This window comes from Rhodococcus sp. NPDC058532, from assembly GCF_042719255.1.
GTDB lineage: Bacteria > Actinomycetota > Actinomycetes > Mycobacteriales > Mycobacteriaceae > Rhodococcus_G.
In genome coordinates, this window is sequence record NZ_JBHXNU010000018.1 from 1 (window position 1) to 12684 (window position 12684).

Annotated in this window: 14 protein-coding genes; 8 read left to right on the plus strand and 6 right to left on the minus strand. The window is 70.4% G+C overall.

Features of this window, described 5'->3' with window-relative positions; genetic code table 11:
- The first annotated feature begins 151 nt into the window (after nucleotides 1-151).
- Both ACFWQG_RS18950 and ACFWQG_RS18955 read left to right on the plus strand, forming a co-directional pair.
- The gene (locus ACFWQG_RS18950; protein ID WP_378509264.1) at nucleotides 152-940 is read left to right on the plus strand and encodes an SDR family NAD(P)-dependent oxidoreductase; all 789 of its coding nucleotides are present in this window, start codon (nucleotides 152-154) and stop codon (nucleotides 938-940) included.
- A gap of 215 nt (nucleotides 941-1155) precedes the next feature.
- A complete protein-coding gene (locus ACFWQG_RS18955) occupies nucleotides 1156-1590 on the plus strand; it encodes a hypothetical protein (RefSeq protein WP_378509189.1) in 435 nt (144 codons plus the stop codon).
- Here ACFWQG_RS18955 and ACFWQG_RS18960 read toward each other — a convergent pair.
- From ACFWQG_RS18960 to ACFWQG_RS18975, 4 genes are read right to left on the minus strand one after another with little or no spacing between them, the layout of a single operon-like run.
- Nucleotides 1580-2116, minus strand: a complete 537-nt coding sequence (locus ACFWQG_RS18960) for a nuclear transport factor 2 family protein (RefSeq protein WP_378509265.1) — start codon at nucleotides 2114-2116, stop codon at nucleotides 1580-1582. The two genes, ACFWQG_RS18955 and ACFWQG_RS18960, sit on opposite strands and share 11 nt — an antisense overlap.
- Before the next feature lie 26 nt (nucleotides 2117-2142).
- Nucleotides 2143-3051 (minus strand): TIGR03619 family F420-dependent LLM class oxidoreductase, encoded by a 909-nt coding sequence (locus ACFWQG_RS18965; RefSeq protein ID WP_378509190.1) that lies wholly within the window; start codon nucleotides 3049-3051, stop codon nucleotides 2143-2145.
- A 43-nt stretch (nucleotides 3052-3094) separates the two neighbouring features.
- Nucleotides 3095-3583 (minus strand): nuclear transport factor 2 family protein, encoded by a 489-nt coding sequence (locus ACFWQG_RS18970; RefSeq protein WP_378509191.1) that lies wholly within the window; start codon nucleotides 3581-3583, stop codon nucleotides 3095-3097.
- Between the two features lie 2 nt (nucleotides 3584-3585).
- A complete protein-coding gene (locus tag ACFWQG_RS18975) occupies nucleotides 3586-5247 on the minus strand; it encodes a class I adenylate-forming enzyme family protein (protein ID WP_378509192.1) in 1662 nt (553 codons plus the stop codon).
- A 316-nt stretch (nucleotides 5248-5563) separates the two neighbouring features.
- Between ACFWQG_RS18975 and ACFWQG_RS18980 the strand changes: the two genes are divergently transcribed.
- The 3 genes from ACFWQG_RS18980 (at nucleotide 5564) to ACFWQG_RS18990 (ending at nucleotide 8868) form a co-directional block, all read left to right on the plus strand.
- Nucleotides 5564-7237 (plus strand): AMP-binding protein, encoded by a 1674-nt coding sequence (locus ACFWQG_RS18980; RefSeq protein ID WP_378509266.1) that lies wholly within the window; start codon nucleotides 5564-5566, stop codon nucleotides 7235-7237.
- 61 nt (nucleotides 7238-7298) lie between these two features.
- Nucleotides 7299-7937 carry an SDR family NAD(P)-dependent oxidoreductase gene (locus ACFWQG_RS18985; RefSeq protein ID WP_378509193.1) on the plus strand — a complete coding sequence of 213 codons (639 nt, stop codon included), beginning with the start codon at nucleotides 7299-7301 and terminating at the stop codon, nucleotides 7935-7937.
- 49 nt (nucleotides 7938-7986) lie between these two features.
- The gene (locus tag ACFWQG_RS18990) at nucleotides 7987-8868 is read left to right on the plus strand and encodes an LLM class F420-dependent oxidoreductase (protein WP_378509267.1); all 882 of its coding nucleotides are present in this window, start codon (nucleotides 7987-7989) and stop codon (nucleotides 8866-8868) included.
- Between the two features lie 70 nt (nucleotides 8869-8938).
- On the opposite strand, the gene ACFWQG_RS18995 is transcribed toward ACFWQG_RS18990, so the two are convergent.
- On the minus strand, nucleotides 8939-9499 hold the full coding sequence (locus tag ACFWQG_RS18995) for a helix-turn-helix domain-containing protein (protein WP_378509194.1): 561 nt from the start codon (nucleotides 9497-9499) through the stop codon (nucleotides 8939-8941).
- A gap of 67 nt (nucleotides 9500-9566) precedes the next feature.
- On the opposite strand from ACFWQG_RS18995, the gene ACFWQG_RS19000 reads away from it, so the two are divergent.
- Nucleotides 9567-10277: an AzlC family ABC transporter permease gene (locus ACFWQG_RS19000; protein WP_378509195.1), complete on the plus strand. Its 711-nt coding sequence runs from the start codon at nucleotides 9567-9569 to the stop codon at nucleotides 10275-10277.
- Complete coding sequence (locus ACFWQG_RS19005) at nucleotides 10274-10597, plus strand: AzlD domain-containing protein (protein WP_378509196.1); 324 nt, start codon at nucleotides 10274-10276, stop codon at nucleotides 10595-10597. The genes ACFWQG_RS19000 and ACFWQG_RS19005 overlap by 4 nt, the downstream gene beginning before the upstream one ends.
- 24 nt (nucleotides 10598-10621) lie before the next feature.
- Here ACFWQG_RS19005 and ACFWQG_RS19010 read toward each other — a convergent pair whose 3' ends face one another.
- The gene (locus ACFWQG_RS19010) at nucleotides 10622-11050 is read right to left on the minus strand and encodes a nuclear transport factor 2 family protein (RefSeq protein WP_378509197.1); all 429 of its coding nucleotides are present in this window, start codon (nucleotides 11048-11050) and stop codon (nucleotides 10622-10624) included.
- A 123-nt stretch (nucleotides 11051-11173) separates the two neighbouring features.
- Between ACFWQG_RS19010 and ACFWQG_RS19015 the strand changes: the two genes are divergently transcribed.
- On the plus strand, nucleotides 11174-12667 hold the full coding sequence (locus ACFWQG_RS19015; RefSeq protein ID WP_378509198.1) for an MFS transporter: 1494 nt from the start codon (nucleotides 11174-11176) through the stop codon (nucleotides 12665-12667).
- Nucleotides 12668-12684: the final 17 nt, after the last annotated feature.

A 12684-nucleotide genomic window follows, 5' to 3' on the forward strand; every position in this document is an offset into this window, starting at 1 on the left:
GATCATTCCTTCGCAAGAACGATCATCCCAGCGCAGAGGGCACCTGCCCTTCTATGACACGTTGTACCGCCGATCTCCATCGGTGGATTCAGGTCCAACCGGCTGAAGGTTCCCCTCACCCGTATCTGGAGGTCGAGAGATGGGAGCAGGAATGGGCAAGCTGGACGGGCGCGTGGCGATCGTCACCGGAGCGGGGATGGGTATCGGTCGCGGGGTCGCGGGCGCACTCGCGCGTGAGGGCGCGAGCATTGTCGTCGCCGAGATCGACGAGACCGCGGGCGCGGACACCGCGCGATGGCTGACCGAGGAGTGGGGTGTCGGGGCGAGTTTCGTCCGCACCGACGTCACCGATCGCGAGCAGGTGCACGCGATGGTCGACGTCGCCACCGAGCAGTTTGGCCGGCTCGACATCCTCGTCAACAATGCCTGGCGCCCACTCGGTTACGCGCGGTTCGAGAAGACCGCGGACGAGAACATGCGCGCCGGGTTCGATATGGGTGTCATGTCGGCGTTCTGGGCGATGCAGCACGCCTACCCGGCGCTGGCCGAGCACGGCACCGGACGCGTCGTGAACATGTGCAGCCTCAATGGCGTCAACGCCCACATGTACTCCGTGTACTACAACGCCGCGAAGGAGGCGTTGCGCAGCATGACCCGCACCGCCGCACGCGAGTGGGCGCCGAAACAGATCTGCTGCAACGTCATCTGCCCGGGCGCGCAGAGCGCAGCCTACAAGAGGGTCGCCGAGGCCAACCCGCAGATGGCCGCCGCGCAGGAAGCAGCCAACCCGATGGGACGCATCGGCGATCCACTCGACGACATCGGCACCGTCGCCGCGTTCCTGGCGAGCGACGACTCCCGCTATCTCACCGGCAACACCCTGTTCGTCGACGGCGGCAGCCACATCAACGGCGTTCAGTGGGCGCCCAACGTGGATTGACGGCGGCTGCGCCACCTGTGCGCGCGGCGGCATTCCCGCCGGATCCCTCGTTGCTTTCGCCATCGAATCGAATCCAACTGTTAGACACAATGTTTCCGCGGCGACGACAGATTTCGTGAATCGCTGCTCAGGGCGTGCGAGGCGTGCATGATGGCTGCGGTCTCGTGCGGAGATCGGCACGGGCCGCCCCGACACCCTTGAGGAACGGACACGCTGTGGACACGTCACGCAAGAACATCGCCCGAGTGGCCGTGATCGCCGGAATGGCGACCGCGGCATTGGTCGCCACCCCCGCCGTCGGCTCCGCCGCGGTCACCGGGAACGCGGCCGTCACGACCGGCGGCAACACCATCACCGTCAAGTTCACCGACATCGCCTCGCCGAGCCTGGTCGGGTGCGTGGTGCGGGCGGACAACGCGAGCGGCACCGAGATCACCGTCAACCCCGTCCTGATCGTGGGAAATCCGGGTACCGGCCTGTACGTCTCGCAGCCGCTGTCCAGCGGCGACTACACCGTCCACGCCTCCTGCCTCGACGCCGACGGGGCGACGACGCTCACCCCGGAGGGCGGGGTACCCGTGTCGCTGGGGATCAGCTTCGGCAGCCTCACTCTCGACACCGGCAGCCTGGGGGCACTCTTCAGCAGCTGACGCCGCGGTGCTGCCCGTCGTCCGGGACGGGCAGCACCGTCACGTCGACCCCCACTCGGGCGCGCAGCGCATCGAGCAGGTCACAGCCCCCGCGGGCCCCGCGCGGGCCGGCCGCCTCCGGTGCGATCATCCGGCCCGCATCCGAGCGGGTCCACTCCCGCACCGCCCAGCGCTCCGCGATGGCCCAGCGGCCGCCGCGCCGCTCCATCAGGTCCACGAACCGGGCGCCGCTGGTGAAGTCACCGCGCGTCGCGTGCCCCCAGTGCACGTTCGTCGCGTACGCCTCGCTGAGTGCGGTGTCGCCGTACAGTTCCACCAGGTGATTGCCAACGTGGTGCATCGTGCCGCCGAGCTGCGTCAGCTTCGGCTGCACCCAGGCGATGTACTCGTCGACCGTGCCGTCGAATCCGGTGTGGTGGTCGATGCCGTCCGGGTGGTAGCAACTGCGGACCAGGTCGAAGTCGAGGCGGTCGACGCCGCGGCAGTACCGCAGGACCACCTCGCGAATCTCTTGCTTGTCGCACATTTCCCGCAGAGCGCGCGCCGTGTCCGTCACCGGGTTCCCTCCTTCACTCCGACCATCCAGTCGAGCAGGCTCGCGAGGCCGTCGGTCGCGGTGCCGAACGACGCTGGCCGGAACACGGCGACCGTTGCCCCGGCCCGGTGCCAGCCCCGGACCTGTTCAGCCGTGGCGTCGAGGTCGACGGCCCCGGCCGCGGTCCGTACCGGAGCCACCGACACCTGGACCCGTGCCGTACCCGGATCCCGGCCATGGTCCGCGAAGCACTCCCGCAGCAGGGCAACGGATTCGGGGAACGATTCCATGTCGGTGGGGTTGACGGTCCAGCCGTCCGCCACCCGGGCGATCCGGTCGAAGTTCCGCCTACTGGGACCGAACCCAAACAGCACCGGGACCCGGGCCTGCACCGGGACCGGGTACGCGTGGAAATCCTCGAACGAGTAGTCGCGCCCGGTGAAGGTCGCGGGCGGCGCCCACAGTGCCCGGCACGCGGCGACCGTCTCCTCCAGCCTGCCGAATCGGGCGTCGAACGGCACACCGACAGCGGCATACTCGGCCTCCTGCCACCCGACCCCGAGTCCGATCGTGACCCGGCCTTCCGACAGGCCGTCGAGCGTGGCGAGCTGCTTGGCCAGCAGCACCGGTGGGCGGACGGTGCCGACGAGCACGGACACCCCGAGCCGGGTCCGCCGGGTCACCGCCGCGACGGCCGACAGCAGCGCGAGGGGCTCGGGCCACGGGTGGTCGAGCGCGAACGGGAATCCGTGGCCGGTGACCCGCTCGGCGTGCGCGGCCCCGTTGAACCCGAGATGGTCTCCGGTGGAGATCAGATCGATTCCGGCTCGATCCGCATCCGCGGCCAGGTCCACCACCGGTCGGACCCGACCGTCGTAGAACGCCTCGGCACCGAGCAGGTTGAGGCCGATCTCCAGCGGTGCCACGTGTGTCCGTCCTTGTCGAGCGGTCGAGGGGTCGGCCCGCGGATCAGGTCAGGGTACGCCGGGCGTGCTCGGTCAGGTTTCCCATGTGGTCGATGCAGCACAGCCGCTGGGTGAATCGCCAGCCGCCGTCCACGCACTCGAACCGATCGAAGTAGCGTCCGGTAAGGATCGGCTGCAGCGGAAGGTCCGCGGTGCCCTGCAGCACCGTCACATACGACACGGTGGACGCCTCGGAGTTGTTCTCCGCCACGGTGACCCGGACGTTGGTGGTGACGTGTTTGGTGCGCGGCGACGGCGGCGCACCGTGCATCCGGACAAACGACTCGATCGCGTGGTGCACCGCGGCCCGGTCCCGCTCGATGGGATCCCCGGCCGGGACGCCGTCGCCGTCGCACCGGCCGTAGCGCGCCTCGGCGAAGAGCGCGGCCACCGACTCGAGCTCCCCGCGGTCGATCAGATGCGAGTAGGCGAAGATCAGGTCCCGCACCGCCTCGGTCGCCGCGAGACGCTCGATCGTGTGCCGCAGGTCCACCGCTAGAACTTCACCTGTGCGCGGGACACCTTCCCGGTCGCGTTGCGCGGCAACGGTTCCGTGGTGAGCCGCCACCGCGTCGGCACCTTGAAGTAGGACAGGCGATCGGCGACGAACTGGCGCAGCTCCTCCTCGCTCACGGTTGCGCCCGCGCGGACAACGACGATCGCGGCGACCTCCTGCCCGAGGTCCTCGTGTGCCTCGCCGACGACCGCGCACTCGGCGACGTCGGGATGCTCGTCGAGGACCTGCTCGATCTCGGTCGGGTAGATGTTCTCGCCGCCACGCAGGATCAGGTCGGAGCGCCTGCCGGTCAGGCGGAGTCGGCCGCCGTCCAGTCGGCCGAAATCGCCGGTGTGCAGCCAGCCGCCAGGCCGGATCGACGCGGTGGTGGCCTCCGGGTTGTCCCAGTAGCCGAGCATCACGTAGGGGCTGCGGACGCAGACCTCGCCCTCCTCGCCCTCCGGCAGCACCTCGCCGAGGGGGTCACGGATCTCCAGGGCCACCCCGAAGACCGGCTTGCCGAGGGTGCCGGGGAACTGCTGGACGTCGATCGGGGTTGCGACCGCGATGCCGGTCGAGCACTCCGTCATTCCGTAGCTGTCGACCAGGGAGTTCGTCGCGAACGGCACCTCCTCGCGCAGCCGCTGCTTGAACGCGATCGACGAGGGTGCCGACGCGAGCGAGAACGCGGTCAGCGAGGAGGTGTCGTAGCGGCGGACGTTGCCGTGCTCGATCATCCGGGCCGCCATGGTGGGGACCGCCCCCCAGTTGGTGACCTTCTCCCGCTCGACGAGGCCGAGCGCCCGGTCCACGTCGAACGCGCCCTGGTACATGATCACCGCGCTGCCGGACACCAGCTTCGGCACGATGATGTTGTGCAGGCTCGCGATGTGGAACAGCGGCGAGGTCAGCAGGTACCGCAGCTCGCTCGGCGTGTTCGGGTCGTACTCGCGGCCGGCGAACGCGTCGATCTGGGCGTCGCTGAACCGGTGATAGTCGGACACCGCGATCAGGTTCCGCTGGGAGTGCAGCGCGCCCTTCGGCTTGCCGCTGGTGCCGCTGGTGAACAGGATGACCGCCGGGTCGTCCTCGCCGACGTCGGCGGTGCGCAGGTCCGCTCCCCGATGGGCGTCGATCAGCCGCGGGACGTCCTCCTCCATGGTCAGCACCGGAACGTCGATGTCGGTCTCGGCGACCAGCGCGGCCCGCTTGGCGTCGACGATGAGCACCTTCGGCGTGGTCAGGGTGACGCCGTACTCGATCTCGCGCGGCACCCACCAGGCGTTCATGCCGACCGTGATCGCGCCGAGCGACTGCGTCGCCCAGAATGCGATCACCCACTCCACCGTGTTCGCGGCGAGGATCGCGACCCGGTCGCCGACGCCGACGCCGTAGTCGTCGGCGAGCACCGTCGCGAACGCCGCCACCTGCTCGGCGTGCTCACGGAATGACAGGCGGCGATCCGCGGTGACGAGGTAGTCGCGGTCGCCCCAAGCGAGCGAGCCGGTCAGCAGCTCGTGCACCGCGTGCTTGCGCTCCCGCATCACCGGCATCCGCGAACCCCGCACGTCCTCCTCGACCAGCTCGAAGGGAGCTCCGGGTCCCGTCAGTCGGGACACGACGGCCGCGAGGTACGCCTGGGGATCGGTGGATGTGGTCATCTGATCGGGACCTCTCTGTACTCGAATTGCAGGGAAGGATCACACGGGTGGAGGGTTCGGCGGACGGCATTTCCACTGACCGGGACTGGCTCGGTTCGGCACTCGGGGCCTCGTTAGCGTCGCTCCGACAACGTTGTACGAGGAACAGCATCCAAGCCTAGCCAAGCGCGGATCCGGGGCGGAACCTCCTCGTGCAACCACGGCAGCAAGGGCACCTGGGCCTCTACGGTGGGATCCGCCGTCGTCGGCCGCGGACCCTCGCGCTCGCACCGATGCGCGCGACATGACCGCCGTGGTGCAGGACTCGAACACAGGAGTGAAGTTGGAACGCGCGACGATCGCCGAGATGCTGCTCGACCGCCTCGGGGACGAGCACCTGGGCACCCGGACCCGAGACCGGGACTGGACCTGGGACGAGACCGTCCGCGAGAGCGCCGCCCGCGGCGCCCTTGCCGCGTCGCTGCGGCGCGAGGGCCCGTTCCACATCGGGGTGCTGCTCGAGAACGTTCCCGAGTTCCTGTTCTGGCTCGGCGGCGCCGCGCTGAGTGGGGCGGCGATCGTCGGGATCAACCCGACCCGCCGCGGCGCGGAACTCGAGGCGGAGATCCGCTACGTGGACTGCCAGCTCATCGTCACCGACGCCGACGGCATGGCCAAGCTCAAGGGGCTGGACCTGGGGTTGACCGACGACCGGTTCGTCCTGGTCGACGACCCGGCCTACCCGGCGACGATCGACGCGCACCGCGTCGCGCAGCCGGTGGCGGACCCGTCAATCGACGAGTCGACACTGATGCTGCTGCTGTTCACCTCGGGGACCACCGGCATGTCGAAGGCGGTGCGCTGCAGCCAGGGCAGGCTCGCGCGGCTCGCGTACGCGAACAGTGCCAAGTACGGGCACGTCCGCGAGGACGTCGACTACTGCTGCATGCCGCTGTTCCACGGCAACGCCCTGATGGCGCTGTGGGCGCCCGCGCTGGCCAATGGCGCCACCGTGTGCCTGCCCGCCGCCCGCAAGTTCTCCGCGTCCGGGTTCCTGCCCGACGTGAAGTACTTCGGCGCGACCTTCTTCACCTACGTCGGCAAGGCGCTGTCCTACCTGATGGCGACGCCGGAGAAGTCCGACGACATCGACAACACCCTGGTCCGCGGGTTCGGCACCGAGGCGTCGCCGGAGGACCAGGTGGAGTTCGTTCGCCGCTTCGGCGCGCGGCTGATGGAGGGTTACGGCTCCTCCGAGGGCGCCGGATCGGTCACCCTCGACCCGGAGGCGCCCGAGGGCGCGCTGGGCCGTCCCGCCCACGACGAGATCGCCGTCGTCAACCCGGACACCCGGGTCGAGTGCGCCCGCGCGCAACTCGACGAGCACGGCCGGGTCCTGAACCCGGACGAGGCGATCGGCGAGATGATCGACAAGGGCGGCGCGAAGCGGTTTGAGGGCTACTACAAGAACGAGCAGGCCGTCGCGGACCGGATCAAGCACGGCTGGTACTGGACCGGCGACCTCGGCTACATCGACGAGGCCGGGTTCATCTATTTCGCGGGCCGCAAGGGCGACTGGATCCGAGTCGACGGCGAGAACACGTCCGCGCTGATGATCGAGCGGATCATCCGCAGGCACCCGAAGGTCGTCGCGACCGGCGTGTACGCGATCCCGGACCCGCAGTCGGGTGACCAGGTGATGGCCGCGATCGAGGTGGCGGACCTGTCCGACTTCGACCCGGCGGAGTTCGCGTCGTTCCTCGGTGCGCAGGACGATCTGGGCACCAAGTCCGCTCCCCGGTTCGTCCGGGTGTCAACCAACCTCCCGGTCACCGGATCGAACAAGGTGCTCAAGCGGGAGCTGCAGGCGCAGCTGTGGCGCTGCGACGAACCGGTGTACCGCTGGGAGGGACGCGGCGAACCGGTGTACGTCCCGATGGCTGAGGATGGAAAGCGTGATCTGGAAGCGCAATTCGAGGCGTCCGGCCGGCAACGGTTCCTCGGGGCCTGACCCCCGGCCGTCCGCCGGTGCCGCGCCTCGCGCGTGGCCAAGCGGGCGCCGGGTCGCCCTGGTGGCGGGTGTCCCGCACGGCATCGGCGCGGACGTGGCTCTGGCGTTTGCCCGCGACGGCTTCGATGTGGCGCTGGCGATCGGTGACGGCGCAGGGGACCGGGCGGAGGCGGAGCGGATCGCGGCCGCGGTCCGCTCGTCCGGTGTGGCCGCGTTGATCGTCCCGATGGACCCGAGCGACGGCGCCAGCGTGCTGGCCGCCGCGGACCGGATCCTCGGGGCATGGGGTCGGGTGGACGTGCTGGTCAACAATGCCCGTACCCGCGCATCCGGCCACTACCGGCACCAGTTGGCGCTGATCCAGCGGCTGCTGCCCACCATGGTCGACCGCGCTGCCGGGGTCGTGATCAACCTGCTGTCCAGCCCGGACCCGGCGGCGCAGGATGCCAACGACGCCGCATCGCAGGATGCGTTCCGGCGTCTGACGAACACGGTGAACGCGCAGTACCGCGGCCGGGGGGTGCGCGCGTTCAACCTCGGGCCCGACGAACTGCTTGCCGATCCCGGCCACGGGGTCGACACCCTGCCCGCGGAACTGGTTGCGGCGTCCGCCGTCTGGTTGGCGACCGATGCGGAGGCGGATCGGTTCCTGCACAAGGACGTGTGGGTGCCCAAGCGGGTGGGTACGCTCGCGGCGTGAGCGGCCACATCGGGTGCGCCGCCAACGAACCCGATGGAGGCGGTGCGTGGTGAAACTCGGAGTGGTGATCCCGGTCGAGCTCGGGATGGCAGCCGATCCCGAGCAGGTGCTCGAATTTGCCCGCACGGCAGAACGGTTGGGTTTCGACGAGATCTCCGCGGTCGAACACGCGGTGGTGATTGCGAACACCGCGAGCGACTACCCGTACTCCCCGACGGGCAAGTCCCACCTGCCGGATGACTGCCCGCTTCCCGACCCGCTCGAACTGCTTTCGTTCGTCGCCGGTGCCACCACCCGACTCGGTCTGGCCACCGGAGTTCTGGTGGCGCCCAACCATAATCCGGTCGTCCTCGCCAAGCGGCTGGCCACCCTGGATCGGCTCTCCGGCGGGCGGACGCGGATCTGCCTCGGTGTCGGATGGATGCGCGAGGAGATCGAGGCCTGCGGCGGCGACTTCACCCGCCGGGGGAGGTCCACCGACGAGGCGATCGCCGTGATGCGGGCCCTGTGGGCCGGAGGTGCCGACGGTGCGTCGTTCGCAGGCGAGTTTCATTCGTTCGCGGGCGCCTACTCGTTCCCGAAACCGGTGCACGACAACCGGGTTCCGTTGTACATCGGTGGCCACAGTGCGGCAGCAGCGCGCCGTGCGGGACGGCTCGGGGACGGCTTCCAGCCGCTGGGGCTCGGCGGCGACGACCTTGCTGGCGCGGTCGCGACGATGCGGGCGGCGGCGGCGGACGCGGGTCGTGACCCGTCCGAGGTCGCGCTCGTCCTCGGCGCGACGCTGCCGCGGATGGACGAGTCGAAGGTCGAGTGGGCGCGCTCGCTCGGCTCCGACCGGATCCTGCTGTCCGCGTCCCGTCACGCCACCACCCTTGAGGCCGTCCTCGACGAGATGGCCGCCTGCGCGGACCGCATGCGGCTCTCCTGACACCCGCAGGGGTCGTTGTCACCGTGGCTGACGGGGCGATTCCCGGTGTGACATGCGGGAACGTCCCGGCTCAGGTGTGCTCGGACACGAGCACCGCGCGGGTGCCCCGCTCCAGGGCCTGGAACACGTGGGCGACGTCGCCGGGGTAGGCGATGTAGTCGCCGGGGCCGAGTTCGACGGGGTCGTCGAGCAGCCCGACGAGCGCGCGCCCGGAACCGACGAGCACGTGCTCGACGGTGCCGGGCAGGTGCGGTTCGGATTCGCGCGGCGGCCCGGGCTCGACGTCGATGCGGTAGATGTCGCGACGCGCGTTCGGGGGGCAGGACGCGACGAGGGTTGCGCTGTAGTCGGTGCGTTCGGACCGCAGGATCGGCCCCTCATCCGCGCGGATCACCTGGACCCGCGGTCGCGGTGGGTCGATTAACTGGGCGAACTGAATGTCGAGGGCGACGCTGAGCGCCCACAGCGTTTCCACGCTGGGATTCCCGGTGCCCGACTCGAGCTGCGACAGCGTCGACTTCGCGATGCCCGCGCGCCGCGCCACCTCGGTCAGGGACAGTCCCGCGCGGTCGCGTTCGCGGCGCAGGGATGCCGCGATGACGTCGAGTGGTGCCTTCGCATCCGGAGCCATGCGTTCACTATATCGGCACGAGTGTTCGACTTGACGAACATGTGGACGAGTGTTCACCATAAAGATCATGCGTTCGATATGGCGAACACTCGATCCGGGGCTGAAGCGGGACATCGCGCTGGTGTCCCTGGCCGATGGCCTGGTCGGCGTCTCCTACGGGGCCATCGCCGTCGGGCTCGGGTTCGCGCCGTGGGTGCCGGTCCTGATGTCGGTGGTGGTCCTCGCGGGCGCCTCCGAGTTCCTGTTCGTGGGGATCGTCGCCGCGGGCGGCAGCCTGCTGGCGGCGCTCGCAGGCGGACTGCTGGTCAACGCCCGGCACCTGCCGTTCGGGCTCGCGGTCGGCGACGTCGCGGGCCGCGGCTGGCGACGCATCCTCGGCGCACACCTGCTCAACGACGAGAGCACCGTCTTCGCGCTCGGCCAATCCGATCCCGCCCGCAGGCATGCCGCCTACTGGCTGTGCGCGATCGGCATCGGGGTCTGCTGGCCGCTCGGCGCCCTGATCGGCGCGACCGCGGGCACCTTCATCGACGACATCGGCGCGTTCGGGCTGGACGCGATGTTCCCGACCGTGCTCCTCGCGCTGGTGTTCCCCGCGCTGCGGGACCGCGCGACCGCCGGGATCGCGCTGCTCGGGGCGGTCATCGCGGTCGCGGCCACACCGTTCCTGCCGACCGGGATCCCGGTCCTGCTGGCACTGCTGGCGCTGGTCGCCTCGATCTGGGCCACGCCGGGAACCCCCGGATCGCGGTCGTCCGACGCGGCGGACGCTCGATGACGGCGGGCCTGCCGCTGATCGTGGCCGTCCTCGTGCTCGGCGCGGGCACCTTCGCGTTCCGATTCGCCGGACCTGCCCTGCGCTCGCGCGGCATCGTCCCGGACCGGCTCGACACCGTCCTCGCCCTCGGCGCGATCGTGCTGTTGGCCGCCGTCGCGGCAACGCAGGCACTCACCGAGGACGGTGGGGCCGCGGGCATCGCGCGTCCGGCGGGCGTCCTCGTCGGGGGAGTGCTCGTCTGGCGGAGGGCGCCATTCGTCGTCGCCATCCTCGCCGCCGCCGCGACCGCCGCCCTCCTGCGCCTGCTCGGCGTCCCCTGACCACGGCAGGGGAGCGCGCCGGGGTCAGGGGACCGTGACGACGCGGTCCTCGGCATAGTCGACGACCAGCTCACGGCGGGCGATCAGCCAGCGCCCGTCCACCCGCCGGTACCGGTCCAGGTAGCGGATCGCGATCGCGTTGTCGCGCATCCCGTCGCGGCCTCGATACAGGTGATGTGCCAGGCAGTACGCCCGCCCGGTCGCGGTGTCGCCGTCCACGTCCACCACGGACTGGTGCACGTCGTGGCGGGTGGCGTGCAGGTGCGCGGTGCCGTCCAGCACGGCAGCGACGATCGCGTCGACACCCGCCGCGACGACCTTCCCCGCGCCGCGGGTCAACGCGGGCGGCTGGACCAGGGCGGCGTCGACGGTGAACAGGGCGGCCAGGGCGGCCGCGTCCCGGTCGTCCACCGCCACCGCGTACCGCCCGGCCAGGTCCGATGGATCACTCATGACGACCAGTATGCGGGCCGCGGGCCGGCGTCGTGGTCGCAACCCGCTCAGCGGAACAGCGGCATGACCACCGGCCCTCGGGTGCCCTAGGGTCCGAGCTGAACAGATCGTTGGGAGGGGTCCGTGCCGTCACCACAGCGCGCCGCGTCCGGCAGGCTCGTTGTCCTCGCCCTCGCCTCCTGCGGCATCGTCGTCTCGCTGATGCAGACCATTGTGATGCCGCTGCTGCCCGAGTTCCCGAGGCTGCTCGACACCACGCCCGGCGGCGCGGCCTGGCTGGTGACCGCGAACCTGATCGCCGGCGCGGTCTGCGCCCCGGTGCTCGGCCGTCTCGGCGACATGTACGGCAAGCGCCGGCTGCTGCTCGTCGCGCTGGCGGTGATGGTCGCCGGGAGCCTGATCGGCGCGGTGTCCGACGCGTTCGCCGTCGTTCTTGTCGCTCGCGCCCTCCAGGGCGCCGCGATGGGGGTGGTGCCGCTCGGCATCAGCATCATGCGCGACGAACTGCCGCCGGAACGGGTGGCGGGCGGAATCGCGCTGATGAGCTCCACCCTGGGGGCGGGCGGCGCGATCGGGCTTCCGCTCACCGGGGTGGTCGCCGAGCACTTCAGCTGGCATTGGCTCTTCGGTGGCGCCGCGGTGACCGGATTGCTCGGGATGGCGGCGATCTGGCGGATCGTCCCCGAGTCGCCGGTTCGATCGGGCGGACGGTTCGACCTGGTTGGGGCGCTTGGACTGTCGGCGGCGCTGGTGTGCCTGCTGCTGGCGATCACCCAGGGCAACGGCTGGGGTTGGGGCAGTATCCCGGTCGTCGCCCTGTTCGCCGCCGCGGCGATCCTCTTCGCCGGGTGGGGATGGTACGAACTGCGACTCGCGCCGCCCGGCCGGGGCGAGGCCACCCGGCAGCCGCTGGTCGACCTGCGGGTCTCCGCGCGCAGGCAGGTCCTGCTGACGAATATCGCGTCCGTCCTGGTCGGCTTCGCGATGTTCACCTCGTTCATGGTCAGCGCCCAGATCTTCCAGGCCCCTGCCGAGACCGGATACGGGTACGGCATGTCGCTGACGCTCAGTGGGGTCGCGCTGCTGCCCGGCGGCCTGATGATGATCGCGTTCTCGCCGGTGACCGCGCACCTCTCCCGCAGCCGGGGTCCGCGGATTACCTTCCTGATCGGTGCCGCGGTCCTGATGGTGGCGAACCTCGCCAGGGCCGTGACGCCGCCGCAGCTGGGCGTGGTCATCGCGGCGACCACCGTCACCTCGATCGGCGCGGCCCTCGCCTACGGGGCGATCCCGGCGATGATCATGCGCGCGGTCCCGGTCTCGGAGACCGCCGCCGCGAACAGTCTCAACGCCCTCGCCCGGTCCCTGGGCACCTCCACCTGCAGCGCGGTGGTGGCGGCCGTCACAACCGGATCGGTGATGCACATCGCGGGCGTCGAGTTCCCGACCAACGCCGCGTATGCGGTGGTGTTCGGGATAGGCGGTGCGGCAGCCCTGTTCGCGATCGTGATCGGCGTGTTCATTCCGCGTGACCGGGACGTCGCGGGCGGAGACCGGAGGCGCGACGATCTACCGCTCAGTGAGACTGACAACGACCAGGTCCGCATCACTCCGTAGCGTCCGACGTTCGCGGG